Raw genomic sequence first — 26,011 nt, 5'->3', positions numbered from 1 at the left:
TGCCATGTCCACCCGCCGCACCTTCCTGCAGTCCTCGCTTCTGGTCGCCGGCGCGGCGGCGCTGCCGCGCGGCCTGGCCCAGACCGGTTCCAGCGGCGCCAAGGTGGTGTCGACCTGGGACTTCGGCGTGCCGGCCAACCAGGCCGCCTGGGCGGTGCTGGGCAAGGGCGGCAGCGCGATCGACGCGGTCGAGGCCGGCGCGCGCTGGGCCGAGACCGGGCAGTGCAATTCCACGGTCGGGCGCTGCGGCTATCCCGACCGCGACGGCCACGTGACCCTGGACGCCAGCATCATGAAGGGCGACGGCAGCTGCGGCTCGGTCGCGGCGATCGAGGGCATCGACCACCCCATCTCGGTGGCGCGCCTGGCCATGGAAAAGACCCCGCACGTGATGCTGGTCGGCGCCGGCGCGCAGCAGTTCGCCGTCGAACAAGGCTTCACCGTGCGCGACCTGCGTACGCCCGAGGCCGAGAAGGCCTGGAAGGAATGGCTCAAGACCTCCAAGTACGCGCCGGAGATCAACGTCGAGCGCCGCGGCCTGCCCGGCAACAAGGAAAACCACGACACCATCGGCATGCTGGCCATCGACGCCAGCGGCAAGCTGGCCGGTGCCTGTACCACCAGCGGCATGGCCTGGAAGATGCGCGGCCGGGTCGGCGACAGCCCGATCATCGGCGCCGGCCTGTACGTGGACAACGACGTCGGCGGCGCCACCGCCTCGGGCGTGGGCGAGGAGATGATCCGCAACGCCGCCAGCTTCCTGGTGGTCGAACTGATGCGCCAGGGCCGCAGCCCGGCCGAGGCCTGCCGCGAAGCCATCGAACGGGTGGTCGCCAAGCGCCCGGAGGCCAGCAAGACGCTGCAGGTGTGCTTCCTGGCGCTGAACAAACACGGCGAGGTCGGCGCGTTCGCGCTGCACAAGGGCTTCGTCTACGCGGTCTGCGATGCGGCCAGGCAGGACGCGCTGCTGCCGTCGCCGTCGATCTACAGCACCGAGCAGACCTGAGCGGCATGGCCGAGCGGGTGAAGCTGGAGATCGCGGCCAACGCGCTGGAATCCGCCCTGGCCGCCCAGGCCGGCGGCGCGGACCGGGTCGAGCTGTGCGAGAACCTGGGCGAGGGCGGCTGCACGCCGTCCTACGGCACCCTGACGCTGGCGCGCGAGCGGCTGTCGATCCCGCTGTACGTGCTGATCCGCCCGCGCGGCGGCGATTTCGTCTATTCGCCGGCCGAGTGGGAGGCGATGCGCCGCGATGTCGCCTTGTGCGTGCGCCTGGGCTGCGATGGCGTGGTGATCGGCGCGCTGACCGCCGGGGGCGAGATCGACTCCGAGGGCTGCGCCTCCCTGGTCGCCGCGGCCGGGCCGCTGGGCGTGACCTTCCACCGCGCCTTCGACAGCGTGCGTGACCCGCGGCGCGCCCTGGAGCAGATCATCGCCCTGGGCTGCGAGCGGGTGCTGACCTCGGGCCAGGCCGCCGGCGCCCCGCAGGGCGCGGCGGCCATCGCCGCCGCCCGCGCGCAGGCGGCCGGGCGGCTGTCGGTGATGGCCGGCGCCGGCCTGACCCCGGACAACGTGGCCGAGCTGGTGCGCCGCACCGGGGTGGGCGAGGTTCATGCCTCGGCCAAGGCCTTCCAAGCCGGGCAGGGCAGTAGCGACTTGCCCGGACTCAAGGGCGGCTACTGGCGCACCGACGCCGACCAGGTGCGCGCCCTGCGCGCGCGCCTGGACGAAATCGCCGCAAACCAGGCCTAGCCGGCCGTCGGCCGCATTCAGGCCTGGCTGAACAAGCCCAGCGTAGCCTTGCAGCGTCGTCCAGCTGCGCCTTCGCGCGGCGACGCACCTTGAAGGAACCTCACAGGAGGCCCCATGAAAACCCGCACCGTCCTGTTGCTCGCCGGCGCCGTCGCCGCGCTGTCCTCCGCCGCCGTGGCGCTGGCCCAGTCCGCCGCGCCCCAGGTCGAAGGCAAGGCCAGCGCCGCGGCCAAGCCCGAGGACACCCGCAGCGAGGCCGAGAAGCGCGCCGCGCGCCGTGCCGCCAACGAGGCCCGCATGAAGGGCCAGGACCAGCACGCCCCGGCCCCGAGCGAAGAAGAGGAAGAGGAAGCCCGCAAGCGCTGATCCGTCCCTTTCCGCCGTCCGCCCGCGCCCCGCTCGTCGGGGCGCGGGCGTTTTTGTAACCGCGCACGCGGATCGGAAAGGCCTTTTTCGCTCGCGAGGTTTGGCCGTCCGGTTCGGTGCCGGTAGACTATGGCTTTCCTGGAGCCCTCAGATCCATGACTCCCCTGATTTTCGTGACCGGCGGCGTGGTGTCCTCGCTTGGCAAGGGCATCGCCGCCGCCTCGCTCGCGTCCATTCTCGAAGCGCGTGGCCTGAAGGTCACGATGATGAAGCTGGACCCCTACATCAACGTCGATCCGGGCACGATGAGCCCGTTCCAGCACGGTGAGGTCTACGTCACCGACGACGGCGCCGAGACCGACCTGGACCTGGGCCACTACGAGCGCTTCGTGCGCACGCGCCTGAGCCGCAAGAACTCGGTCACCACCGGGCGCATCTACGAGAACGTCATCCGCAAGGAGCGCCGCGGCGACTACCTGGGCGCGACCGTGCAGGTCATCCCGCACATCACCGACGAGATCAAGCGCAGCATCGACGAGGCCGTGGCCGGCTTCGACGTGGGCCTGATCGAGATCGGCGGCACGGTGGGCGACATCGAGTCGCTGCCGTTCCTGGAGGCGATCCGCCAGATCCGCACCGAGCGCGGCCAGGAGAAGGCCGTCTTCATGCACCTGACCCTGGTGCCCTACATCGCCGCAGCCGGCGAGCTGAAGACCAAGCCGACCCAGCACTCGGTCAAGGAGCTGCGCTCGATCGGCATCCAGCCCGACGTGCTGCTGTGCCGCTCCGAGCAGGAGATCCCGGACGGCGAGCGCCGCAAGATCGCGCTGTTCACCAACGTCTCCGAGCGCGCGGTGATCAGCCTGCGCGACGTCGATGTGCTCTACAAGATCCCGCTGGGGCTGAAGGAGCAGGGGCTGGACCAGTTCGTGGTCGACCGCCTGAAGCTGCCGGCCAAGCAGGAGGCCGACCTGCGCGAGTGGGAGGCCGCGGTCGATGCGACGGTCAACCCGCTGGACGAGGTCACCATCGCGGTGGTCGGCAAGTACGTGGACCACAAGGACGCCTACAAGTCGGTCGGCGAGGCGCTCAAGCACGGCGGCCTGCGCCAGCGCACGCGCGTGAACCTCAAGTGGCTCGAATCGCAGGACATCGAGGCCGGCACCGCCGACCTGGACGGCGTGGACGGCATCCTGGTGCCGGGCGGCTTCGGCGATCGCGGCTTCGAGGGCAAGGTGCTGACCGCGCAGTACGCGCGCGAACACGGCGTGCCGTATTTCGGCATCTGCTACGGCATGCAGGCGGCGGTGGTGGACTACGCGCGCCATGTCTGCGGCCTGGCCGGCGCCAACAGCACCGAGAACGACAAGCAGTCCCCGCATCCGGTGATCGGCTTGATCACCGAATGGCGCACCGCCTCGGGCGATGTGGAAAAGCGCGACGAGCGCTCCGACCTGGGCGGCACCATGCGCCTGGGGCTGCAGGAGCAGCGCCTCAAGCCCGGCACGCTCGCCCGCGAGCTGTACGGCAGCGACGTGGTCGCCGAGCGCCATCGCCATCGCTACGAGTTCAACAACCGCTATCGCACCCAGCTCGAGGACGCTGGCCTGGTGATCAGCGCCAAGTCGATGGACGACACGCTGGTGGAAATGGTCGAGCTGCCGCGCGACAAGCACCCGTGGTACCTGGCCTGCCAGGCGCACCCGGAGTTCCTGTCCACCCCGCGCGAGGGTCATCCGCTGTTCGTCGGCTTTATCCGCGCCGCGCGCGAGCGCAAGGCCGGCGGCAAGCTGCTCAAAGAAGCCAGGGCGTGAAGGCAGGAACGAGCGACCAGGAACGAGGAACGAGCCAGAGCTCGTCGCTCGGACTCGATGCTCGTTCCTCTCCACTCGTTCCCGCTTCCTCTCACATCAAACGAGATTCCCAATGAAACTCTGTGGATTCGAGGTTGGCCTGGACCAGCCGCTGTTCCTGATCGCCGGCCCCTGCGTGATCGAGTCGATGCAGCTGCAGCAGGACGTGGCCGGCAAGCTGAAGGAGATCACCGGCAAGCTGGGGATGAACTTCATCTTCAAGTCCAGCTTCGACAAGGCCAACCGCACCTCGGGCACGTCCTTCCGCGGCCCCGGCCTGGAAGAGGGCCTCAAGGTGCTGGAGGCCGTGAAGCGGCAGATCGGCGTGCCGGTGCTGACCGACGTGCACGAGTACACGCCGATGAACGAGGTCGCCGCGGTCGTCGACGTGCTGCAGACCCCGGCCTTCCTGGTGCGCCAGACCGACTTCATCCGCAACGTCTGCGCCGCCGGCCGCCCGGTGAACATCAAGAAGGGCCAGTTCCTCTCGCCCTGGGACATGAAGCCGGTGGTGGAGAAGGCCAAGTCGACCGGCAACCAGGACATCCTGGTGTGCGAGCGCGGCGCGTCCTTCGGCTACAACAACCTGGTCAGCGACATGCGCTCGCTGTCGGTGATGCGCGATACCGGCTGCCCGGTGGTGTTCGACGCGACCCATTCGGTGCAGCTGCCGGGCGGGCAGGGCACCAGTTCGGGCGGCCAGCGCGAGTTCGTGCCGGTGCTGGCGCGCGCGGCGGTGGCCGTGGGCGTGTCCGGCCTGTTCGCCGAGACCCATCCCGACCCGGCCCACGCGCTGTCCGACGGCCCCAACGCCTGGCCGCTGGACAAGATGGAAGCGCTGCTGGAGACCCTGCTGGCGCTGGATTCGATCACCAAGAAGAACGGCTTCCTGGAAGACGGCGTCAAGGCCTGATGCCACCCGGTGCGCCCCCGTCGCGCGGGTTCGCCGGCCTGAGCCTGGCCTGCGGCGCGCGTGCCGCCGCCGTCACCGGCCACTGCGGTGTCGGTCGAACGCTCGCCGCCGAGGCGCGCCGGCCGATCCACCGCCGCGCGGCGGCAGCTTCTACAATCGCCCCTAGCTCGAACGCGCGCGTCGCCGCCTGGCCGACGCGCGTGGCCATGCCGGGTCTGCGGCCCTAGGCCCCAGGCCACTCCCCTCGTCCCTCATCCGATCGATAGAGCCCAACCAGATCCCATGACCAACATCGCCAAGATCCACGCCCGCGAAATCCTCGACTCCCGTGGCAACCCCACGCTGGAGGCGGAAGTCACGCTCACCGATGGTTCCTTTGGCCGTGCGGCCGTGCCCTCTGGCGCCTCGACCGGCGCCAGGGAGGCGGTGGAACTGCGCGATGGCGACAAGACCCGCTACCTGGGCAAGGGCGTGCGCAAGGCGGTCGAGCACGTCAACACCGCCATCGCCAACGCGCTGACCGGCTTCGATGCGGTCGACCAGGAAGGCCTGGACCGCCGCCTGATCGATCTGGACGGTACCGAGAACAAGGGCCGCCTGGGCGCCAACGCGCTGCTGGGCGTGTCGCTGGCCAATGCCCATGCCGTGGCCGCCTCCGAAGGCAAGCCGCTGTGGCGCTACCTGGCCGACACCAGCGAGCATCCGGCCGACTGGCAGCCGACCCTGCCGCTGCCGATGATGAACATCATCAACGGCGGCGCCCATGCCGACAACAACGTGGACTTCCAGGAGTTCATGGTCCTGCCCGTCGGCTTCGCCTCGTTCTCCGAGTCGCTGCGCGCCGGCACCGAGATCTTCCACGCCCTCAAGAGCGTGCTCAAGGGTCACGGCCTGAGCACCGCGGTGGGCGACGAGGGCGGCTTCGCCCCGGACTTCCGCAGCAACGTCGAGGCGCTGGACACCATCCTGGAGGCCATCGGCAAGGCCGGCTACACCGCCGGCGAGGATATCCTGCTGGGCCTGGACGTGGCCTCCAGCGAGTTCCACGACAACGGCAAGTACAACCTCGTGGGCGAGAACAAGCGCCTGACCTCCGAGCAGTTCGTCGATTTCCTCGCCGACTGGGTCGCCCAGTACCCGATCATCACCATCGAGGACGGCATGGCCGAGGACGACTGGACCGGCTGGAAGCAGCTGACCGAGCGCCTGGGCAAGACGGTCCAACTGGTCGGCGACGATCTGTTCGTCACCAATCCGAAGATCTTCAAGGAAGGCATCGAGTCGCACACGGCCAACGCCATCCTGATCAAGGTCAATCAGATCGGCACGCTGACCGAGACGCTGGAAGCCATCGCCATGGCCCACCACGCCGGCTATGCGGCGATCGTCTCGCACCGCTCGGGCGAGACCGAGGACACCACCATCGCCGACATCGCCGTGGCCACCACCGCCACGCAGATCAAGACCGGCTCGCTGTCCCGCTCGGACCGCGTGGCCAAGTACAACCAGCTGCTGCGCATCGAAGAGGCGCTGGGTTCGGCCGCGCGCTACGCCGGTCGCAACGCGTTCGTGTCGCTCAAGCGCTGAGGGTGCGCACGATGGGCCGGCGCCGCTTCCACCCCGTCCGCGGGGGCTGACATGGCCAAGTGGCGCTGGCTGCTGCTGGTGCTGGTGGGACTGCTGGCCTTCCTGCAGTACCACCTGTGGTTCGGGCGCGGCAGCTCGGGCGAGGTGATCGCCATGAAGGCGCAGGTGGCCAGCCAGACCCGCGAGAACGAGGGCCTGCGCGAGCGCAACGCGGCGCTGGCCGCCGAGGTCGAGGATCTCAAGTCCGGCGAGGCCGCGGTGGAAGAACGCGCGCGCAGCGAGCTGGGCATGATCAAGCCCGGCGAGAAGTTCTACCGCGTGGTCGACACCGCGCCGGCGCAGGGCGATGTGTTGCCCGCGCCGCCGTCGGCGCCTGCCGCCAGCGAGCCGGCGCCGATCTCCGAAGAAGACGCCGTGCAGGCAGAGGGCAATTGATGCGTGGGATCTGGGTGGTGATTCCCGCGGCCGGCCGCGGCACGCGCTTCGGCGGCGAGGTGCCCAAGCAGTATCTGGAAGTCGGCGGGCAGTCGGTGCTGGCCTGGACCCTGGCCGCGCTGCTGGGCCATCCGCTGGTCGAGGGTGCGGTGGTGGCCGTGTCGGCCGATGACCCATGGTGGCCGGGCTGGACCGCCTTCGGCGGCAAGCCGGTGCTGGCCTGCGTCGGCGGCGGCACGCGCGCGGCCTCGGTGCTGGCCGCGCTGCAGGCGCTGCCCGAGCACGTGCGCGCCGACGACTTCGTGCTGGTCCACGACGCGGCCCGGCCCAATCTGGCCGATGCCGATCTGGAGCGGCTGATCGAACGCGGTCGCGAAGACCCGGTCGGCGCGCTGCTGGCCGCGCCGGTGCGCGATACGCTCAAGCGCGCCGGCGATGACGGTGGCGTGGACGCCACCGAGCCGCGCGAGCGCCTGTGGCGCGCGCTGACCCCGCAGATGTTCCGCCGCCTGCAGCTGACCCGCGCCCTGGACGAGGCCGCCGGCGCCGGCATCGAGGTCACCGACGAATCGATGGCCATGGAGCGCCAGGGCCTGCGCCCGCTGCTGGTCGAGGGCAACGACACCAACTTCAAGATCACCACGCCGGGGGATCTGGACCGGTTCGCCTACATCGTGGGAGCCGGGACGGGAGACCGGGGACCGGTGACCCGGGAAGCCGGGACCAGGGACCGGGGACCGGGGACCGGGGAAGAACAGATGCCACGGCAACAGCAACAGCAATATCAGAGCGACGAGGGGGCTTCTGCTTCCCCCGGTCCCCGGTCCCCGGTCCCCGGTCCCGCCTTGCCCATCCGCATCGGCCAGGGCTTCGACGTCCACGCCTTCGCGCCCGATGGCGATCACGTGATGCTGGGCGGCGTGCGCGTGGAGCACAGCCGCGGCGTGCTCGCGCACAGCGATGGCGACGTGGTGATCCATGCGCTGTGCGACGCCATCCTCGGCGCGCTGGCGCTGGGCGACATCGGTCGCCACTTCCCGCCGACCGACCCGCGCTGGGAAGGCGCCGACAGCACGCAGTTCCTCGAGCATTGCGCCGGCCTGGCGCGCGCGCGCGGCTGGCAGGTGGGCAACGCCGATGTGACCGTGATGTGCGAGCGGCCCAAGGTCGGCCCGCACGCGCTGGCCATGTGCACGCATCTGGCGCAGGTGCTGGGCGTGGCCGCCGACGCGGTCAGCGTCAAGGCCACCACGACCGAGAAGCTGGGTTTCACCGGGCGCGGCGAAGGCATCGCCGCGCAGGCCGTGGTGCTGCTGGTGCAGGCCTAATTCGACCTACGCATTGTAGAGCCGAGCTTGCTCGGCTGAGGCCTTCCCGGGAAAGCTTCAGCCGAGCAAGCTCGGCTCTACGAAAATCGGGCGAGCGAGCCCCAGCCGAGCAAGCTCGGCGCTACGAGAATGCAGGGCCCCATGACCGAGACATCATCGCTTCCCCTTGCCTTCGGGCCGCCGGTGCTGGAGGCGGTCTTCCGCACCCAGCCGGAGGATTTCCAGGTCGACGAATGCGACGCCTTCGCGCCGCACGGCGAGGGCGAGCACCTGCTGCTGACGCTGCGCAAGCGCGGCCTCAACACGGCCGAGGTGGCGCGCACGCTGGCGCGCTGGGCCGGCATCGGCGAGGTCGGCATCGGCTACGCCGGGCTGAAGGACCGCCACGCGGTCACCACCCAGCGCTTCAGCGTGCACCTGCCCAAGCGCGTGGCGCCCGATCTGGCCACGCTGGCCACGCCCAACCTGGAAGTCGTCGCCTCGGCCTGGCACAACCGCAAGCTGCCGCGCGGCGCGCTGGAGGGCAACCGCTTCACGCTGGTGCTGCGCCAGGTGCGCGGCGAGCGCGAGGCGATCGAGCAACGCCTGGGCGAGATCGCCGCGCGTGGGCTGCCCAACTGGTTCGGCGAGCAGCGCTTTGGCCGCGGCGGCGGCAATGTCGCCCAGGCTTTGGAAATGTTCGGACATGCCAGCCCCTCGCCCGAATCCGCCGCTGCCGGCGCGCGCGCTGCGAGGAGGCCCATCAGGCGCGAGCAGCGCTCGCTGCTGCTGTCGGCGGCGCGCTCGGAGCTGTTCAACCGCGTGCTGACCGCGCGCGTGCTCGATGGCAGCTGGGAGCGCGGCCTGGACGGCGAGGTCTGGATGCTGGCCGGCAGCCGCAGCGTGTTCGGGCCGGAGCCGTGGAGCGCGGCGCTGGCCGAGCGCCTGGCGGCGTTCGACATCCATCCCAGCGGCCCGCTGTGGGGCGAGGGCGCGCCGCGCGTGGAGGGCGCCTGCGCCGCGCTGGAGGCGCAGGCGCTCGGCGAAGGCGACGGGCCCGCGCTGCGCGCCGGCCTGGAGGCGGCGCGGCTGAAGCAGGAGCGCCGCGCCCTGCGCCAACGCGCCGATGCGCTGCAGTGGCATTGGCACGACGCCGACACGCTCGAACTGCGCTTCGGCCTGGCGCCCGGCAGCTACGCCACCGCGCTGCTGCACGAACTGGGCGCCGTGCGCGAGGCGAACCGCATCGTCTGAGCGAAGCGGCGGGCGGCGCATCACGCCTCGCCGCGCGGTCCCGGGCTGGCCTGCGCATCGGCCTGCTGCGCCTGCAGGAAGACCTCTGCCTGCGCCTGGAAGGCGCGCTGGAACGCCGGCCGCGCGGTGCCGCGCGCCAGGTAGTCGAGCAGATTGGGGTACTCCTCCAGCAGCGTCGAGCCCTGCAGCCGCAGCAGCACGCTGAGCATCAGCAGATCGCCGGCGCTGAACTCGCCGTCGAGCCACGGGCTTTGGCCTAGATGAAGGGACAGCTCGCCCAGGCGCTGGCGCACGCGCTTGTCCAGCGTCTCCAGGCGTTCGGCGAACCACGGTGTCTGCCGCTCCAGGACCACGCACAGCGCGCGCTCGAACACCGGCGGCTCGATCGTGTTGAGCGCGGCGAACATCCACGACACCGCGCGCATCCTGGCGTCGGCCGCCTCGGGCAGCAGGCCCGGATGGGTCTGCGCGATGTGCAGCACGATCGCGCCGGATTCGAACAGCACCAGCCCGTCCTGTTCATAGGTGGGAATCTGGCCGAAGGGATGGCGCGCCCGGTGGGCCGGCTTTCGCATCGCTTCGAAGGACAGCAGACGCACCGCGTAGGGCTGGCCGACTTCCTCCAGCGCCCAGCGCACGCGCATGTCGCGGGCCAGGCCGCGCCCGCGATCGGGCGAGCGTTCGAAGGCGGTGATCGTCGGAAGCATGGGAAATCCTCTGTGAAGTGGCTGGCGTCCCCATCGGTCGTTCCCGCCAAAGCGCGGACCCGGCGACTCGTGCGTGGCACCTCGAAGCCCATGGGTGCCTGCCTTCGCGGGCACGACGCGCTTCGCTTTGCCGCTTTGGGGTGGGTGACGATTCCTCTCGGCGTCGGTCTGTGTTGCCGGTCCATCCCGCACGACGTGCGGGCGGACGGCAGATCGACACGTCATGCTTGCGTTTGGCGCTTCAGCGCGCCGCCAGCAGCACCAGCACCGCGCCGGTGCCGCCCTGAGCGGGCGGCGCGGAATGGAAGGCCAGCACGTCGCTGCGCTGGCGCAGCACGCGGTCCACCACGTTCTTCAGCACCGGGATCTCCGCGTCCGAGCCCAGGCCCTTGCCGTGGATGATGCGCACGCAGGCGCTGCCGCTGCGCTGGGCGTTGCGCAGGAACAGGCGCAGCGCCGTCTCGGCCTGGCCGGCGGTGGCGCCATGCAGGTCCAGCTCGTCCTGGACGGAGAACTGGCCGCGCTTGAGCCGGTTGAACACGGTCACCGGCAGCGCCTCGACGCGATGCGCCAGCACGTCGCCCGCGCCGATCGGCATGGCCTCCAGCGCCTGGCGGAATTCGCTCATCGCCGCGCGCTCGTCGGCCTGGGCCATGCGCGCGGCCGGGCGCGGGCGCGGCCCGCGCGGCGGCGTCGGCGCGTCGTCCAGGCGCCGCACCGGGCCGATGGCCGTGCGGAACAGGTCGCTGTCGTCGTCGTCGCGCGCGTCGCTCATACAGGCAGGGTACGTGGCCGGGCGCGTCGCGCAAGGGCGAAGCGCGCGGATCGATCCGGTATCATCCGATGCGCATCAAGAAGGAACCCCATGCGCGTATTGGTCTCAAACGACGACGGTGTCGACGCCCCCGGAATCCGCATTCTCGCCGAGGGCCTGCGTGACGCCGGTCATGAAGTCTGGGTGGTGGCGCCCGATCGCGACCGTTCCGGCGCCAGCAACTCGCTGACGCTGGACCTGCCCATCCGCGTGCGCCAGCTGGACGCGCACACCATCCGTGTCAACGGCACGCCCACCGACTGCGTGCATCTGGCGCTGACCGGCATGCTGGACTTCGATCCGGACATCGTCGTGTCGGGCATCAACAATGCCGCCAACCTGGGCGACGATGTGATCTATTCGGGCACCGTGTCGGCGGCGATGGAAGGGCGCTTCCTCGGCCTGCCGGCGGTCGCCGTCTCGCTGGTCACGCAGGACCATCAGGCGCGCCACTTCGAGACCGCCGCGCGCGCCGCGGTGGACATCGTGGCGCGGCTGGCGGCCGATCCGCTGCCGGCCAACACCATCCTCAACGTCAACGTGCCGGACCTGCCGTGGGAGCGCATCCGCGGCTACGAGGTCACGCGCCTGGGCAACCGCCACCGCTCGGAGGCCTGCCTGCCGCAGAACGACCCGCGCGGCGGCACGGTCTACTGGATCGGCCCGGCCGGTCCGGAACAGGACGCCGGCGTGGGCACCGATTTCCACGCCGTGCGCAGCGGCGCCATCTCGATCACGCCGATCCACGTCGATCTGACGCGCTACCAGGCCCTGGAGACCGTGTCCGGCTGGGTCAGCGGGCTCAGCGCGGGCCTGGAGCCGGCGGCATGACCCCACGCCTGCGTGTGCCGGCGGCCGAGGCGGCCGGCTCCGGCATGACCTCGCAGCGCGTGCGCGACCGCCTGGTCCAGCGTCTGCGCGAGGGCGGCATCGTCGACGAGCGCGTGCTCAACGCGATCGGGACCGTGCCGCGCCACCTGTTCGTCGACGAGGCGCTGGCCACGCGCGCCTACGAGGACACCGCGCTGCCGATCGGCCACAGCCAGACCATTTCCCAGCCCTGGGTGGTGGCGCGCATGACCGAGCTGCTGCTGACCGGGCGTAGCCCCAGGACCGTGCTCGAAGTGGGCACCGGCTCGGGCTACCAGGCCGCGGTGTTGGCGGCACTGGGGCTGGAGGTCTACACCGTCGAGCGCATCGGCGACCTGCTGCGCCTGGCGCGCAAGCGCCTGCGCCAGCTCGGCATGAACGTGCGCAGCAAGCACGACGACGGCCGCGTCGGCTGGCCCGAGCAGGGTCCCTTCGATGCCATCATCGTCACCGCCGCCGGCCCGGCCCTGGTGGACGCGCTGATCGATCAGCTCGCGCCCGGCGGCGTGCTGGTGGCCCCGGTGGGCGGCAGCGCCTCGCAGTCGCTGGTGCAGGTCACCCGCGATGCGGACGGCCAGCTGCAGCAGGCCACCCTGGCGCCGGTGATGTTCGTCCCCCTGCTGTCTGGAACCCTCGACTGATGCAGCTGTTCGGTCCGCTCTACGCCCGCGCCATCGCCTGGTCGCGGAACCGGCACGCGCCGCGGCTGCTGTTTGGCCTGAGCTTCATCGAGGCGATCTTCTTCCCGGTGCCGCCGGAAGTGATGCTGGCGCCGATGGCGCTGGCCCAGCCCAAGCGTGCGTTCTCCTTCGCCGGCATCAGCCTGGGCGGTTCGCTGCTGGGCGCGCTGGTGGGCTACGCACTGGGGCATTTCGCCTATGCGGCGGTACAGCCGCTGATCGATGCGCTGGGCTGGCGCGCGGCGGTCGATGGCCAGGTCGCGCATCTGCGCGAGCTGGTGGCGCAGTCGCCATGGCGCGCGTTCTGGCTGCTGGTGCTGGCCGGGTTCACGCCGATTCCGCTGAAGATATTTACGTGGGCCTCAGGCATCGTCGGAGTGCCGCTGCTACCGTTCATTGCCAGCATGGTGGTCGGACGCGGCAAGCGCGTGTTCCTCATCGCGCTGGCGTTGCGTCTGGGCGGGGCACGGGCCGAAGCGGCCCTGCGTCGCTGGATCGAACCGGTCGGCTGGATCGCCAGCGTGCTGCTGCTCGGTGTCTTGGCTTGGCTGGCGTGGAGGGCAAAGAACGGATGAGATTCGGCATGGACCTGGGGCTTGGCCCGACACGACGCGTGGCGCCACTGGCGCTGCTGATGGGCACGGCGCTGGCGCTGGCCGCGTGCAGCAGCACCGTCACCCGCACCTCCGGCCCTGCTTCGCGCCCTGGCGTCGGCGGCGGGACCAGCGCGCCGCGCGCGGTCGTCTCCAAGCCGCAGTACGGCAAGAGCGTCACCGTGCAGCGCGGCCAGACGCTTTACCGCATCGCCACCGACAACGGCATCGCACCGGCCGATCTGGCTGCCTGGAACGGCCTGTCCGCGCCTTACACCATCTACCCGGGCCAGTCGCTGCGGCTGTTCCCCTCCAACGGTGCGCGTCCGGGTACCACGGTGGCCACCGGGCGTCCCGCCACGTCCGCGCCTGCCGGTGCCACGCCGACGCCGGTCGCCGCGCCGCCGCCGGTCAAGAGCGATATCGCCTGGCGCTGGCCGGCCGATGGCCAGATCGTCGGGCGCTTCGTGCCCGGCGATGCCTCCAACCAGGGCGTGGACATCGCCGGCAACGCGGGCGATGCGGTGCGGGCCACCGCCGATGGCGTGGTCGTGTACTCCGGCGCCGGCCTGGTCGGGTACGGCGAGTTGATCATCGTCAAGCACTCCGAGGCCTGGCTGTCGGCCTACGGCCACAACCGCAAGCGCCTGGTCAACGAGGGGCAGCGGGTCAAGTCCGGCCAGCAGATCGCCGAAATGGGCCGCAGCGGCGCCTCGCGCGACATGCTGCACTTCGAGATCCGTTACAACGGCAAGCCGGTTGACCCGCTGGGCTATCTGCCGCCTAAATAATCGCGCGGGACCACACCGGGGCAGTTGAGACTCTTTGCCGGTGAGGCTCTGTGCCGGCCTGTCTCCTCAAACCTCGCGACCTGCCTGTAGAGCGGAGCTTGCTCCGCTGCTCTTCGTTCGGTTCTTGGGGAAGGCCCCAGCGGAGCAAGCTCCGCTCTACAGGCGGCCGCGCCCGGTCGGGTCGGGCGTGGTCGGCGACGTCGCGCTCCGGCTCCGCACTGCGTCGGAAGGCCAAAAGCAAAGGCCGGCATTGCCGGCCTTCTTCGTGTCCGCCACGGGAGCGCGCCTCAACCGCCGAGGATGAACCCGGCCGCCACGCGCCGGCCTTCGCCGGCCAGGATGTGGTAGGTGCGCGCCGCGGCGGCGTTGGCCATGACTTCCAGGCCGATGCCGCGGGTCAGGCACGCGGCCATGACCTCGGCCGAGGGGAAGATCTGCCGGCTGCCGGTGCCCAGCAGGACGATCTCCGGATTCAGCGCCAGCAGCGGCTGCAGCGCGGCCACCTCAAGCCCGGCGGCGTCGGCCACCGGCCAGTCGGTCTGCAGGGAGTCGGGGGTGAGGATGAAGCTGGCCCGCAGCACCTGGTCGTTGACCGTGGCGCTGGCGCCGTCGGCCGCGCGCAGGCTGTAGGCGTAATCGGGACGTTCGTGGCTCAGTTGCATGGCGGCTCCCGTCTGGGCTGGGCGCGTGACCGGCGGGGAACGGCGCGCCGAAAGGGGGACTTCAGGCCCGCGGCAGGACGATCGTGCGCTTGTCGCGGCTGGGGCGGTACAGCACGGCCACGTGGCCGATGCGCTGGACCAGGGCGGCGCCGGTGCGCTGGACGACGCTGTCGATCATCGCGTCGCGCACCTCGCGGTCCGCGGCGGCGATCTTCACCTTGACCAGCTCGTGGCGCTCGAGCACCTCGTCCAGCTCGGCGTAGAACGCCTCGGTCAGCCCCTTTCCGCCGGTCTGCAGCAAGGCCTTCAGCCCATGCGCCTGCCCGCGCAGGAAACGGTTCTGGGCGGCGGTCAGGACAACGGACATGCAAGGCACTTGGGGGTGGTGGAGGGCGATCAGCGTATCATGGCCCCCTGTTTTCCATCCCGATCACGCGGGCGTGCGCGCCGCGCAAACCGTCGTCCCCATGGCCAAACGCAGTCAAAGCAGCCAGCGCTGGCTCAAGGAGCACTTCTCCGACCCCTACGTCAAAAAGGCGCAGGCCGAGGGGCTGCGTTCCCGCGCCGCCTACAAGCTGGAGGAGCTGATCGAACGCGACCGGCTGCTCAAGCCCGGCATGACCGTGGTCGACCTGGGCGCCGCGCCCGGCGGCTGGTCGCAGTACGTACGCCAGGCCATGGGCGACAACGGCCGGGTCGTGGCGATGGACATCCTGGACATGCCCTCCCTGGCGGGGGTGGAGTTCCTTCACGGGGACTTCAGGGAGCAGGCCGTGTTATCCCAGCTGGAAGCCATGCTGGGCGGGGCGCAGGTCGACCTTGTGCTTTCCGACATGGCCCCCAATAAGAGCGGTGTGGATGCGGTGGACCAGCCGCGGGCGATGCATCTGGCGGAACTGGCGATGGATTTCGCCGACCACCATCTGCGCACCGGCGGGGCTTTCCTGATCAAGCTGTTCCAGGGCGTGGGCTTCGACGATTACATCCGCGACCTGCGCAAGCGGTATGACAAGGTCGTCATCCGCAAGCCGGACGCCTCGCGCAAGCGGTCGCCGGAAGTGTACGCACTGGGGCAGGGCAAGCGCGCCCAGCCCAAGTGAACCGGACGAGCGGGCCGGTCAGACAATTTCGCTTTAACGTGTAGTGCCAGAGGACCACCCAAGGCCATGAGGATGAACGACTTGACCAAGAATCTGCTGCTGTGGGTCGTAGTGGCGGTGGTGCTCATGGTGGTGTTCCAGAGCTTCTCCCCGCGCCCGGGCGCGGGGCCGGGCAGCAACCAGCTCACCTACACCCAGTTCGTCAACGATGTGAACAACGGGCAGATCAGCTCGGTGGAGTTCACCAACAAGGGCGACCAGAAGACCAACGCGATCAGCTACAAGCGCACCGACGGCACCCAGGGCCTGGTGTTCGGCCCGACCGATGAGAGCCTGGTCAACGTGCTGATCGCCAAGGGCGTGAACATCAGCCAGCAGGAGCCGGACAGCGGCATCTCGCTGGCCGCGATCCTGCTCAACTTCCTGCCGGTGCTGCTGATCATCGGCTTCTGGATCTTCATCATGCGCCAGATGCAGGGCGGCGGCGGCGGGGCCAAGGGCGCGATGTCCTTCGGCAAGTCGCGGGCCAAGCTGCAGGGCGAGGACCAGGTCAAGGTGACCTTCGCCGACGTCGCCGGCTGCGACGAGGCCAAGGAGGAAGTGGGCGAGCTGGTCGAGTTCCTGCGCGACCCGACCAAGTTCCAGAAGGTCGGCGGCAAGATCCCGCGCGGCGTGCTGATGGTCGGCCAGCCCGGCACCGGCAAGACGCTGCTGGCCAAGGCCATCGCCGGCGAGGCCAAGGTGCCGTTCTTCTCGATCTCCGGCTCGGACTTCGTGGAAATGTTCGTCGGCGTCGGCGCCAGCCGCGTGCGCGACATGTTCGAGCAGGCCAAGAAGCACGCCCCGTGCATCATCTTCATCGACGAGATCGACGCGGTCGGCCGCCATCGCGGCGCCGGCCTGGGCGGCGGTCACGACGAGCGCGAGCAGACCCTCAACCAGCTGCTGGTGGAGATGGACGGCTTCGAGGGCGGTGAGGGCGTGATCATCATCGCCGCGACCAACCGTCCCGACGTGCTGGATCCGGCACTGCTGCGCCCGGGTCGCTTCGATCGCCAGGTCGTGGTCGGCCTGCCGGACGTCAAGGGCCGCGAGCAGATCCTCAAGGTCCACATGCGCAAGCTGCCGCTGGCCGACGACGTCGATGCGATGATCGTCGCGCGCGGTACGCCCGGCTTCTCCGGCGCGGACCTGGCCAACCTGTGCAACGAGGCGGCGCTGTTCGCCGCGCGCGGCAACGAGAAGGAGGTCCGCATGGACCACTTCGACCGCGCCCGCGACAAGATCCTGATGGGCGCCGAGCGCCGCTCGATGGCCATGAGCGAGGACGAGAAGACGCTGACCGCCTATCACGAGGCCGGCCACGCCATCGTCGGCCGCGTCGTGCCCGAGCACGACCCGGTCTACAAGGTCACCATCATCCCGCGCGGTCGCGCGCTGGGCGTGACCATGTACCTGCCCGAGGGCGACAAGTACAGCTACAACCGCACCGCGATCGAGTCGCAGCTGTGCTCGCTGTACGGCGGCCGCGTCGCCGAGGAACTGATCTTCGGCACCGACAAGGTCACCACCGGCGCGTCCAACGACATCGAACGCGCGACCAAGATGGCCCGCAACATGGTCACCAAGTGGGGCCTGAGCGACGAGATGGGCCCGATCGCCTATGGCGAGGAGGAGGACGAGGTGTTCCTGGGTCGTTCGGTGACCCAGCACAAGAACGTCTCCGACGCCACGGCGCGCAAGATCGACGAGGTCGTGCGCGGGATCCTGGACAACGCCTACCAGCGCACCACCAAGATCCTGACCGACAACCTGGACAAGCTGCACACGATGGCCAAGCTGCTGCTGCAGTACGAGACCATCGATGCGCCGCAGATCGACGCGATCATGGAAGGCCGCGATCCGCCGCCGCCGGCGGGCTGGAGCAAGACCAACAACGACAACAACGACCGCGGTGGCGGCAGCAAGCGGCCCCTGCCGCCGATCGCCGGCCCCGCTGCGCAGACCTGAGGGCCTGGCGCAGAGGTCATCGAAAGGCCGGGATCAGTCCCGGCCTTTTGCTTTGTCACCACCGACCGATCACGAGGGGCGCGTGCGTACGATCTTCGACAGCAGTGGATGGAGCCTGGGCGTCGGCATCGCGCTGGGCGTGGCGCTGGGGGCGGGCTTCGGCCTGGCCATGCACGACCTGGGCGTGGGCCTGGCGATCGGCATCGGCCTGGGCGCGGTGCTGGGCGTGTTCATGAGCAGCCAGAAGAAGAAGCGTCGCGGCGGCTGACGCGTATCATGCGCGCTCGCCCAGACTCGCCGCAGCGCCCATGTTCGACACCTCGCCTCAGCTGGACTGCAACGGCCGCGTGCTGCGCCTGGATCGGCCGCGGGTGATGGGCATCGTCAACGTCACGCCGGACTCGTTCTCCGACGGCGGCGCGCACGACACGCTGGAAGCGGCGGTGGCCCACGGCCTGAAGCTGGCCGAGGAGGGCGCGGATATCCTGGACATCGGCGGTGAATCCACGCGCCCCGGCGCGCAGGCCGTGCCGGTGGAGGAGGAGCTGCGCCGCGTGGTGCCGGTGATCGAGGCGCTGGTCGAGCGGACCACGCTGCCGATCAGCATCGACACCTTCAAGCCCGAGGTGATGCGCGCGGCGGTGGCCGCCGGCGCGGGCATGATCAACGACATCCGTGCGCTGCGTGCCGACGGTGCGCTCGAGGCCGCCGCGCAGCTGCGCGTGCCGGTCGTGCTGATGCACATGCTGGGCGAGCCGCAGTCCATGCAGGAGGCGCCGGAGTACGAAGATGTGGTCGGGCAGGTGCATCGCTTCCTGGCCGAGCGCATCTTCGCCGCCGAGATGAGCGGCATCGACCGGCGCCAGCTGATCGTCGATCCCGGCTTCGGCTTCGGCAAGACCACCGCGCACAACCTCGCGCTGCTGGCGCAGCTGCAGCGCTTCACCGAACTGGGCGTGCCGGTGCTGGCCGGGATGTCGCGCAAGCGCAGCATCGGCGAGCTGACCGGGCGCGAGGCGCCGGCGCAGCGCACGGCGGGTTCGGTGGCCGCGCACCTGATCGCCGTGCAGCGCGGCGCGATGCTGGTGCGCGTGCACGATGTGGCCGCCACGGTGGATGCGCTCAAGGTGTGGGCGGCCGTGGATGCGGTGCCGGCGGTGCGCCAGGACGCGCCGAAGAAGCCTGAGATTCGCTGGCCCGAGGATTGAGTGATCAGGGCGGTCGAGGGGAATTTGGTTGCCGGGAAGCGGTGACCGGCCTCGTGTGTCGCGCTTGAAAGTCGCTGGGTTCCCGCTTTCGCGGGAACGACGGTAGGGAGATTCGTGCGCAGGTTCGCTGTGAACCTAACAGTCGTCATCCCCGCGAACGCGGGGATCCAGGGACTTCCGTCGAGGTCGCGCAACGTCCATGGGTTCCCGCTTCCGCCGGAACGACGATAGGGAGATTCCCGCGCGGGCTCGCGCTGCGAACCCAACAGTCGTCATCCCCGCGAACGCGGGGATCCAGGGGCTTTCGCCCAGATCTCGCAGCGTCCATGGGTTTCCGTTTCCGCGGGAACGACGATAGGAAGATTCGCGCGCGGGCTCGCGCTGTGAACCTAACAGTCGTCATCCCCGCGAACGCGGGGATCCAGGGACTTTCGTCCAGATCGCGCAACGTCCATGGGTTCCCGCTTCCGTGGGAACGACGATAGGAGGATTGCGCGCGGGTTCGCGCTGCGAACCTAACAGTCGTCATCCCCGCGAACGCGGGGATCCAGGGACTTCCGTCCAGGTCGCGCAACGTCCATGGGTTCCCGCGTTCGCGGGAAAGACGGTTGAGGCTTTGTTCGCGGCGGTTAGTGCAGCGCTTTCAGCTTGGCGAGCACGTCGTCCACCGTGTGCGCGACCACGGCGTCCGGCACCACGTGCACCGCGCGCTCGTCCGCAGCAGGGGGCTCAAGCGTGTCGAGCTGGCTGCCGAGCAGGCTGGCGGGCATGAAGTGGCCGGGACGCTGGGCGATGCGCTGGTCGAGCTGCTGGCGCGCCACGTCCAGCCAGACGAACACCGCCTGCGCATCGCCATCGCGCAGCACGTCGCGATAGGCGCGCTTGAGGGCCGAGCAGGCCACGACCACGCCCACGCCCTGCGCCCGCTGCTCGGCGATCCAGGCGGCGACGCTGCGCAGCCAGGGCGCGCGGTCGGCATCGGTCAACGCGATGCCCTGGCGCATCTTGTCGATATTGGTCTGCGGATGCAGGTCGTCGGCGTCGAGCACGCGATAGCCCAGCGCCAGGCCGAGCAGCCTGGACACGGTGGTCTTGCCGGAGGCGGACACGCCCATCACGATGAGGGTCTTGGGGAGCGGCATGGCGATGGAGTTCATGCGAGGAATGAACGGAGAGGCGTGAGCAGTGAGCAGAAGCGACTGCGAACAGCAGGCGTCGCTTGATTCACCCGATGCGCTGGCTTTCGCTCATTCCCCATGCCTTTCCACTCACGCCTGTCTCAACGACGCGGTGCGCGTTTCGCGGCCGGCTTGACCGTCTTCTTTACGGCCTTGCGTCCGGCGGGCTTAGCAGGTGCCTTCTTCACCGCCGGCTTGGCGCTTTTCGTTGCCGGCGCGGAAGCAGCCTTGCCAACCTTGCCTGCGGGCTTGTCGGCCGCCTGCGCGCGGGCGCGCTGCGGCGGGCGCGTGCGCCCGGGCGTCAGCGCCCGCCAGGTGCGTCCGCCGTCCAGCGCCAGCAGCGCATCGGCGGCGGTCGGCCCTTCGCTGCCGGCAACGTAGTTGGGGAATTCGGTCGCCGGCTGCCGGGCCCAGGCGTCCAGCACGGGCTGCACGATGCGCCAGGCCGCATCGACCATGGTCGCGTCCTGGAACAGCGCCGCCTCGCCGCGCATGCAGTCGTGCAGCAGACGCTCGTAGCCCACCGTGTTCTGCTGCGGGAACCAGTCGCGATAGCGGAAGTCCATCCGCACCGGCGCCAGCGCCACCGGATAGCCCGGCCGCTTGACGTCGAACTGCAGCGAGATGCCTTCGTCCGGCTGGATATGCAGGACCAGCCAGTCAGGGCCATAGCCGCCCACGGCCGTATGCCGGAATGGCGCCAGCGGCGCGGGCTTGAAGCGGATCGCCACTTCGGTGGTGCGGGTGCGCAGGCGCTTGCCGGTGCGCAGGTAGAACGGCACGCCGGCCCAGCGCCAGGTGTCGATGGCCAGCTTCATCGCCACATAGGTCTCGGTCTCGGAGGTGTCCGAGGTGGTGTCCTCCTCGCGGTAGCCCGGCACGTTGCTGCCGTTGATGCTGCCTGCGGCGTACTGGCCGCGCACCACGTCCTCGGGCGCCAGCGGACGCACGGCCTCGATGACCTCCGAGCGCCGCCGCAGCATCGCCTTGGGCGTGAAATCCGACGGCGGCTCCATGGCCACCATCGCCAGCAGCTGGAACAGGTGGTTGGGCACCATGTCGCGCAGCGCGCCGGTGGGCTCGTAGAAGCTGCCGCGACCCTCCACGCCGATGGTCTCGGCCGCGGTGATCTGCACGTGGTCGATGCGGTCGCGGTTCCAGACCGGCTCGAACAGGCCGTTGGCGAAGCGGAAGGCCTGGATGTTCTGCACCGTCTCCTTGCCCAGGAAGTGGTCGATGCGGAAGACCTGGTCCTCCTCGAGCACGTCGGCGATCTGGGCATTGAGCGCGCGGGCGCTCTCCAGATCATGGCCGAAGGGCTTTTCGACGATCACCCGGCGCCACGGGCCGCCCTCGGTCTGCTTGACCAGCCCGGCGCGGCCCAGTTCGGTCACCGCCGTGCCGAAGAAGCGCGGCGCGGTGGCCAGGTAGAACAGCACATTGCCCTGCGTGTCGTGCTTGGGGTCGATCTCCTCCAGGCGCTTGCCCAGCAGGCGGTAGTCCTCGGCCGAGGTGAAATCGCCGCGCTGGTAGAACATGCGCTTTGAGAGCCAGCGCCAGGTGTCCTCATCGATGCTTTCGGCCTGGAACTCGCCGCCGCGCGAGGCCGCCTGCGCGCGCAGCGCATCGCCGATCTTGCGGCGCCAGGCCGCCTCGCTGACATCGCCGTGGTCGAAGCCGAGGATGGCGAAGCGCTCGTCCAGCTGGCCGGCGCGCTTGAGGTTGTACAGCGCCGGCAGCACCAGGCGCTGGGCCAGGTCGCCGCGGGCGCCGAACAGCACCAGGATGCAGGGCGGGGCCAGAGCTTCGGCGGTGACGCCGGGAGAGGTGGTGTCGCTCATGCGTGGATCTCCGTGCTGGTGCGCTGGATGTCGTGGAGGTTGTTGAGGCGGTAGGCGGCGTTGACCAGGGCCACGTGCGAATAGCCCTGCGGGAAGTTGCCGAGCATGCGCCGGCCGCGCGGGTCGTATTCCTCGGCCAGCAGGCCCACGTCGTTACACAGCGCGAGCAAGGCGGTGTAACGCTCGAGCGCCTGGTCGGTGTGGCCGATGATCGCCAGCGCCTCGACCAGCCAGAAGCTGCAGGCCAGGAAGGTGCCTTCGCCGTCGGGCAGGCCGTCGCCGGCTTGCTCGGTGGCATAGCGCTGGACCAGGCCATCGACGGTGAGGCGGTCGCGGATCGCCTCGACCGTGGCCACCAGCCGCGGATCGTCCGGCGGCAGGAAGCCGGTCAGCGGCATCAGCAGCAGCGCCGCGTCCAGCGCCTCGCCGCCATAGCTCTGCACGAAGTAGCCATCCGGATGCAGGGCGTTGGCCAGGATGTCGGCGTGGACCTGCGTGGCCTGTTCGCGCCAGCGAGCCCGATCTTCGGCGCAGAAGCTGCCCTCGTTCTGAGCGGCCAGGTCGAACGCGCGCCAGGCCATCAGCTTGGAGTGGGTGAAGTGGCGCCGGCCCGAGCGCACCTCCCAGATGCCCTCGTCCGGGTCGTGCCAGCGCTGTTCCAGCTCGATCAGGAAGGCGCGCTCCAGCTCGATGCCCGACTCGCCCGACTCCATGCCGCGCAGGCGCGCGGCCTCGAGCATGCCGATCAGCTCGCCATAGACATCGAGCTGGAACTGCTTGGCCGCCGCGTTGCCCAGGTTGACCGGGCGCGAGTCGCCATAGCCGGGCAGCCAGTCGGCCACCCACTCGGGCAGGCGCCGCTCGCCGCCCACGCCGTACAGCGCCTGCAGCTGGCCCGGCGTGCCGGCCACCGCGCGCTTGACCCAGTCACGGAAGGCCGCGGCCTCCTCGCGATAGCCGGCATTGGTCAGCGCCAGCAGGGTGAAGCTGCTGTCGCGCAGCCAGCAGTAGCGGTAGTCCCAGTTGCGCTCGCCGCCCAGAGACTCGGGCAGCGAGGCGGTCGGCGCGGCCACGATGGCGCCGGTGGGCAGATAGCTGAGGCCCTTGAGCACGACCAGCGAGCGCTTGACCTGTGCGCTCCAGGGCCCGGCATCGGCGCAGCGCGAGGACCAGTCCTCCCAGAAGCTCAGCGTGGTCTGCAGCGCCTCTTCCACCTCCAGCGCCGGCGGCTGCTCCAGATGCGAGGCGCCGTGGCTGAGCACGAACCACGTGCTCTGGCCAGGCTCCAGCGTGAACTCGGCCGTGGAGACCATGTCGTGGCTGTCGATGGTCAGCGGCGTGCGCAGCAGCAGCTGGTCGGGGCCGGCGACCGCGCGCAGGCCGTCGTCCTGCTGGGTCACCCACGGCACGATCAGGCCATAGCCGAAGCGCATCACCAGCTCGGTGTGCATCGGCACCTTCCCGCGCAGCGCCTCGACCCGGCGCACCAGGTGGTTGTGCACCTCGCCGTTGTGGCTGGCGACCATGAAGTCGGTGACCAGCACCTGCCCGCGGTCGGTCTCGAAGATCGTGTCCAGCACCAGGCTGCCGTCGCGATAGCTGCGCTGGCTGCGGGCGGTCTCGTCGGCCGGGCAGAGCAGCCAGCGGCCGTGCTCGGGCGTGCCGAGCAGGGCGGCGAAGACGGCGTCGGAGTCGAACCGCGGCAGACAGAGCCAGTCGATCGAGCCGGCGCGGGTCACCAGGGCGGCGCTGCGGCAGTTGCCGAGCATGGCGTAGTCTTCGATGGGGGTCGACATCGGGCGGTTCCGGACTGAGCGGCGTAGAAGTACCAGCGCGGCCGTGGGCGGTGCGTGGTCTGGCGCCCGGCCGCGCGGGCAGTGTTCAGGTTTGCCGGGCCTTGTCATCGCGGCGCTTCGTCGCCATGACGCCCCTGTCAGCGGGCAGTCCCGGGGCAAGCGGGTAGAATCGGCCGGCGCCGTGCCCCCGCCACATCGGGCCCGCTGCGTCTCATCAATTCGGAGTTGGCATGGCCTGGAATACCCCTGGTAGCGGTTCGGGAAACAACGGAAGCGGCAGCGGGCCGGGCGGGGGGCGCAATTCCTGGAAGCCGGGACAGGGCGGCGGCCTGGACCAGATCCTGGCGCGCCTGCGCGCCCTCTTCGGCGCCGGCGGCGGTGGCCCGCTGCGCTGGGTGCTGGTGTTCTTCGTGCTGCTGCTGGCCTTCAGCAGCTTCCAACTGGTGGGCGAGCAGGAGCGCGGCGTGGTGCTGCGCTTCGGCCAGTTCGCGCGGATCATGCAGCCCGGCCCCAACTTCAAGTGGCCCTGGCCCATCGAAACCGTGCGCAACGTGCAGGTGACCACCATCGGCACCTGGGGCCTGCAGGAAATGCCCGTGCTGACCAACGACGAGAACATCGTCAACGTCACCCTCAACGTGCAGTACCGCATCAACGACCCGCGCCAGTACCTCTACGGCACCCAGGACGCCGACCAGGTGCTGCAGCAGGCCGCGCAGAGCGCGGTGCGCGAGCAGGCCGGCCGCGCCTCGCTGGAGGACGTGCTCAACAAGCGCGGCCCGCTGGCCTCGGCCGCCAAGGAGCGCCTGCAGGCGGCGCTGGACGCCTACCACACCGGCATGGTCGTGACCGATCTGACCTTGCCCAACGCGCGCCCGCCCAACGAGGTCAAGCCGGCCTTCGACGACGTCAACAGCGCCCAGCAGAGCCGCGAGCGCCTGGTCAACGAGGCCCAGGCCTACGCCGCGCGCGTGGTGCCCGAGGCCCGTGGCGAGGCCGCGCGCATCCGCACCGCCGCCGAGGGCTACAAGGAGGCCGCCATCGCCAACGCGCAGGGCGACGCCGACCGCTTCAGCCTGCTGCAGCAGCAGTACGCCGCCGCGCCGGAGACCACGCGCAAGCGCCTGTGGCTGGAGACGGTCGAACAGGTGCTGGGCCATAACCGCAAGGTGGTCGGCGGCGATGGCCGCCAGCTGATCTACGTGCCGATGGACGCCAACGCCCAGGCCAAGGCGCTGCCGCCGGCCTCGACCCTGCCGCGCCTGCCGACCGACACGCTGCTGCCGGCGGTGCAGAGCGCGGGCGGCAGCGACAGCGCGTCGTCGACGCCGACCGACCCGCTGCGCCCGCCGCGACCCACCGGCCGCGAGGAGGGCCGCCCATGAAGACTTCCGTGACCGTGGCCGTGATCGTGGCCGCCCTGCTGGCGCTGATGGGCTCGGTGTTCGTCGTGCGCGAGGACCAGACCGCGATGGTGCTCAACCTGGGCCGCGTGGTGCGCGCCGACGTCAAGCCGGGCCTGCACTTCAAGCTGCCGCTGGTGGAGACCGCGCGCGTGTTCGACCGCCGCTTCCAGATCCTGGAGACCGCGCCGGAGCGCTACTTCACCTCCGAGCAGAAGGACGTGTCGGTGGACTTCTTCGCCATCGGCTACATCTCCGATGTGCGCGCCTACTACCGCGCCACCGGCGGCGACCAGCGCAACGCCAACGCCCGCCTGGCGCCGATCGTGACCAACTCGCTGCGCAACGAGATCAACTCGCGCACGCTGACCCAGCTGGTGTCCGGCGACCGCAGCGAGATCATCGCCAGGCAGCTGGTCTCCATCAACGCGGCGATCAAGAACCTGGGCATGCAGCTGGTGGACATCCGCCTCAAGCAGATCGACCTGCCGCAGGACAGCAAGGTGCTGGGCGAGGTCTACGACCGCATGCGCGCCCAGCGCCAGCAGGTCGCCAGCGCGCTGCGCGCCGAGGGCGAGGAGCAGGCCCGCACCATCCGCGCCGAGGCCGACCGTCAGGCCACGGTCATCGCGGCCGAGGCCGAGCGCGACGCCCAGCGCCTGCGCGGCGAGGGCGATGCCCAGGCCGCGCAGCTGTACGCCAAGGCGTCGGCGGCCGACCCGGGCTTCTACGCCTTCTACCGCAGCCTGGAGGCCTACCGGCACTCCTTCGCCGACGGCAACGCGGTGATCGTGCTGGACAAGAACGACCCGTTCCTGCAGTACATGAAGTCCGATCGCTGATCGGCCGATCGATGCGGGGTGGAGCGGGGCGCCTTCGAGGCGCCCCGTT

26 protein-coding genes and 1 pseudogene are annotated in these 26,011 nt (G+C 70.1%); 20 read left to right on the top strand and 7 right to left on the bottom strand.

The window, feature by feature from the left end; all coding sequences use genetic code 11:
* Positions 1-4: 4 nt before the first annotated feature.
* From MWN52_RS12040 to truD, 10 genes and pseudogenes are all read left to right on the top strand, one after another.
* Complete coding sequence (locus MWN52_RS12040; protein WP_286574815.1) at positions 5-1,006, top strand: glycosylasparaginase; 1,002 nt, start codon at positions 5-7, stop codon at positions 1,004-1,006.
* A 5-nt stretch (positions 1,007-1,011) separates the two neighbouring features.
* The gene (locus MWN52_RS12035; RefSeq protein WP_286574814.1) at positions 1,012-1,752 is read left to right on the top strand and encodes a copper homeostasis protein CutC; all 741 of its coding nucleotides are present in this window, start codon (positions 1,012-1,014) and stop codon (positions 1,750-1,752) included.
* A 114-nt stretch (positions 1,753-1,866) separates the two neighbouring features.
* Positions 1,867-2,118, top strand: coding sequence for a hypothetical protein (locus tag MWN52_RS12030; RefSeq protein WP_130521386.1), 252 nt, complete (start codon positions 1,867-1,869; stop codon positions 2,116-2,118).
* Between the two features lie 155 nt (positions 2,119-2,273).
* Positions 2,274-3,932, top strand: coding sequence for a CTP synthase (gene pyrG / locus MWN52_RS12025; protein ID WP_130521388.1), 1,659 nt, complete (start codon positions 2,274-2,276; stop codon positions 3,930-3,932).
* Between the two features lie 112 nt (positions 3,933-4,044).
* The gene (kdsA, locus tag MWN52_RS12020; RefSeq protein ID WP_286574813.1) at positions 4,045-4,884 is read left to right on the top strand and encodes a 3-deoxy-8-phosphooctulonate synthase; all 840 of its coding nucleotides are present in this window, start codon (positions 4,045-4,047) and stop codon (positions 4,882-4,884) included.
* 282 nt (positions 4,885-5,166) lie between these two features.
* Positions 5,167-6,471 (top strand): phosphopyruvate hydratase, encoded by a 1,305-nt coding sequence (gene eno, locus MWN52_RS12015; protein ID WP_130521393.1) that lies wholly within the window; start codon positions 5,167-5,169, stop codon positions 6,469-6,471.
* 51 nt (positions 6,472-6,522) lie between these two features.
* Positions 6,523-6,906 (top strand): cell division protein FtsB, encoded by a 384-nt coding sequence (ftsB, locus tag MWN52_RS12010; protein WP_286574812.1) that lies wholly within the window; start codon positions 6,523-6,525, stop codon positions 6,904-6,906.
* Positions 6,903-7,598, top strand: a pseudogene (ispD, locus tag MWN52_RS12005) (2-C-methyl-D-erythritol 4-phosphate cytidylyltransferase); the annotation flags it as partial. The gene ftsB and the pseudogene ispD, both read left to right, overlap by 4 nt.
* 153 nt (positions 7,599-7,751) lie before the next feature.
* Positions 7,752-8,234 (top strand): 2-C-methyl-D-erythritol 2,4-cyclodiphosphate synthase, encoded by a 483-nt coding sequence (gene ispF, locus MWN52_RS12000; protein ID WP_286577732.1) that lies wholly within the window; start codon positions 7,752-7,754, stop codon positions 8,232-8,234.
* Between the two features lie 141 nt (positions 8,235-8,375).
* A complete protein-coding gene (gene truD / locus MWN52_RS11995) occupies positions 8,376-9,467 on the top strand; it encodes a tRNA pseudouridine(13) synthase TruD (protein WP_286574811.1) in 1,092 nt (363 codons plus the stop codon).
* 20 nt (positions 9,468-9,487) lie between these two features.
* Here truD and MWN52_RS11990 read toward each other — a convergent pair whose 3' ends face one another.
* Entirely contained in the window at positions 9,488-10,174 is a 687-nt protein-coding gene (locus MWN52_RS11990; RefSeq protein ID WP_286574810.1) for a glutathione S-transferase family protein, read from the bottom strand.
* A gap of 241 nt (positions 10,175-10,415) precedes the next feature.
* A complete protein-coding gene (locus tag MWN52_RS11985; protein ID WP_130521402.1) occupies positions 10,416-10,949 on the bottom strand; it encodes a Smr/MutS family protein in 534 nt (177 codons plus the stop codon).
* A gap of 90 nt (positions 10,950-11,039) precedes the next feature.
* Here MWN52_RS11985 and surE point away from each other — a divergent pair, with 90 nt between their 5' ends.
* Genes surE through MWN52_RS11965 form a run of 4 tightly spaced genes read left to right on the top strand, consistent with a single transcriptional unit; the run spans position 11,040 to position 13,922 of the window.
* Complete coding sequence (gene surE, locus MWN52_RS11980; RefSeq protein ID WP_130521404.1) at positions 11,040-11,819, top strand: 5'/3'-nucleotidase SurE; 780 nt, start codon at positions 11,040-11,042, stop codon at positions 11,817-11,819.
* Positions 11,816-12,499 carry a protein-L-isoaspartate(D-aspartate) O-methyltransferase gene (locus MWN52_RS11975; protein WP_130521406.1) on the top strand — a complete coding sequence of 228 codons (684 nt, stop codon included), beginning with the start codon at positions 11,816-11,818 and terminating at the stop codon, positions 12,497-12,499. The genes surE and MWN52_RS11975 overlap by 4 nt, the downstream gene beginning before the upstream one ends.
* Positions 12,499-13,113: a YqaA family protein gene (locus MWN52_RS11970; RefSeq protein WP_130521408.1), complete on the top strand. Its 615-nt coding sequence runs from the start codon at positions 12,499-12,501 to the stop codon at positions 13,111-13,113. The genes MWN52_RS11975 and MWN52_RS11970 overlap by 1 nt, the downstream gene beginning before the upstream one ends.
* A gap of 8 nt (positions 13,114-13,121) precedes the next feature.
* Positions 13,122-13,922 (top strand): peptidoglycan DD-metalloendopeptidase family protein, encoded by an 801-nt coding sequence (locus tag MWN52_RS11965; RefSeq protein ID WP_130533388.1) that lies wholly within the window; start codon positions 13,122-13,124, stop codon positions 13,920-13,922.
* 287 nt (positions 13,923-14,209) lie between these two features.
* Here the strand turns inward: MWN52_RS11965 and MWN52_RS11960 are convergent, their stop codons facing one another.
* Both MWN52_RS11960 and yhbY read right to left on the bottom strand, forming a co-directional pair.
* On the bottom strand, positions 14,210-14,584 hold the full coding sequence (locus tag MWN52_RS11960) for an Mth938-like domain-containing protein (protein ID WP_131659300.1): 375 nt from the start codon (positions 14,582-14,584) through the stop codon (positions 14,210-14,212).
* A 61-nt stretch (positions 14,585-14,645) separates the two neighbouring features.
* Positions 14,646-14,951, bottom strand: coding sequence for a ribosome assembly RNA-binding protein YhbY (gene yhbY / locus MWN52_RS11955; protein WP_130521413.1), 306 nt, complete (start codon positions 14,949-14,951; stop codon positions 14,646-14,648).
* Positions 14,952-15,051: 100 nt separating this feature from the next.
* Here yhbY and rlmE point away from each other — a divergent pair, with 100 nt between their 5' ends.
* The 4 genes from rlmE (at position 15,052) to folP (ending at position 18,902) form a co-directional block, all read left to right on the top strand.
* The gene (rlmE, locus tag MWN52_RS11950; protein WP_130521466.1) at positions 15,052-15,684 is read left to right on the top strand and encodes a 23S rRNA (uridine(2552)-2'-O)-methyltransferase RlmE; all 633 of its coding nucleotides are present in this window, start codon (positions 15,052-15,054) and stop codon (positions 15,682-15,684) included.
* A 72-nt stretch (positions 15,685-15,756) separates the two neighbouring features.
* A complete protein-coding gene (gene ftsH, locus MWN52_RS11945; protein ID WP_165394525.1) occupies positions 15,757-17,694 on the top strand; it encodes an ATP-dependent zinc metalloprotease FtsH in 1,938 nt (645 codons plus the stop codon).
* 82 nt (positions 17,695-17,776) lie between these two features.
* Positions 17,777-17,962 carry a glycine zipper domain-containing protein gene (locus tag MWN52_RS11940; RefSeq protein WP_130521417.1) on the top strand — a complete coding sequence of 62 codons (186 nt, stop codon included), beginning with the start codon at positions 17,777-17,779 and terminating at the stop codon, positions 17,960-17,962.
* A gap of 40 nt (positions 17,963-18,002) precedes the next feature.
* Entirely contained in the window at positions 18,003-18,902 is a 900-nt protein-coding gene (gene folP / locus MWN52_RS11935) for a dihydropteroate synthase (RefSeq protein WP_286574809.1), read from the top strand.
* Positions 18,903-19,531: 629 nt separating this feature from the next.
* Here folP and MWN52_RS11930 read toward each other — a convergent pair.
* From MWN52_RS11930 to MWN52_RS11920, 3 genes are all read right to left on the bottom strand, one after another.
* Positions 19,532-20,059, bottom strand: a complete 528-nt coding sequence (locus MWN52_RS11930) for a gluconokinase (RefSeq protein ID WP_286574808.1) — start codon at positions 20,057-20,059, stop codon at positions 19,532-19,534.
* 122 nt (positions 20,060-20,181) lie between these two features.
* Complete coding sequence (zwf, locus tag MWN52_RS11925; protein WP_286574807.1) at positions 20,182-21,921, bottom strand: glucose-6-phosphate dehydrogenase; 1,740 nt, start codon at positions 21,919-21,921, stop codon at positions 20,182-20,184.
* Positions 21,918-23,717, bottom strand: coding sequence for a glycoside hydrolase family 15 protein (locus tag MWN52_RS11920; RefSeq protein WP_286574806.1), 1,800 nt, complete (start codon positions 23,715-23,717; stop codon positions 21,918-21,920). Before MWN52_RS11920 ends, zwf begins: the two co-directional genes overlap by 4 nt.
* Before the next feature lie 230 nt (positions 23,718-23,947).
* On the opposite strand from MWN52_RS11920, the gene hflK reads away from it, so the two are divergent.
* Together hflK and hflC are read left to right on the top strand one after the other, a co-directional pair.
* Positions 23,948-25,102 (top strand): FtsH protease activity modulator HflK, encoded by a 1,155-nt coding sequence (gene hflK, locus MWN52_RS11915; protein WP_286574805.1) that lies wholly within the window; start codon positions 23,948-23,950, stop codon positions 25,100-25,102.
* Positions 25,099-25,962 carry a protease modulator HflC gene (gene hflC, locus MWN52_RS11910; protein WP_130533380.1) on the top strand — a complete coding sequence of 288 codons (864 nt, stop codon included), beginning with the start codon at positions 25,099-25,101 and terminating at the stop codon, positions 25,960-25,962. Before hflK ends, hflC begins: the two co-directional genes overlap by 4 nt.
* The last annotated feature ends 49 nt before the right edge of the window (positions 25,963-26,011 follow it).

The organism is Pseudoxanthomonas winnipegensis (assembly GCF_030322905.1).
GTDB lineage: Bacteria > Pseudomonadota > Gammaproteobacteria > Xanthomonadales > Xanthomonadaceae > Pseudoxanthomonas_A > Pseudoxanthomonas_A winnipegensis.
Note: the sequence above shows the minus strand (reverse complement) of the source record. Positions and strands in the feature narration are given on the sequence as shown.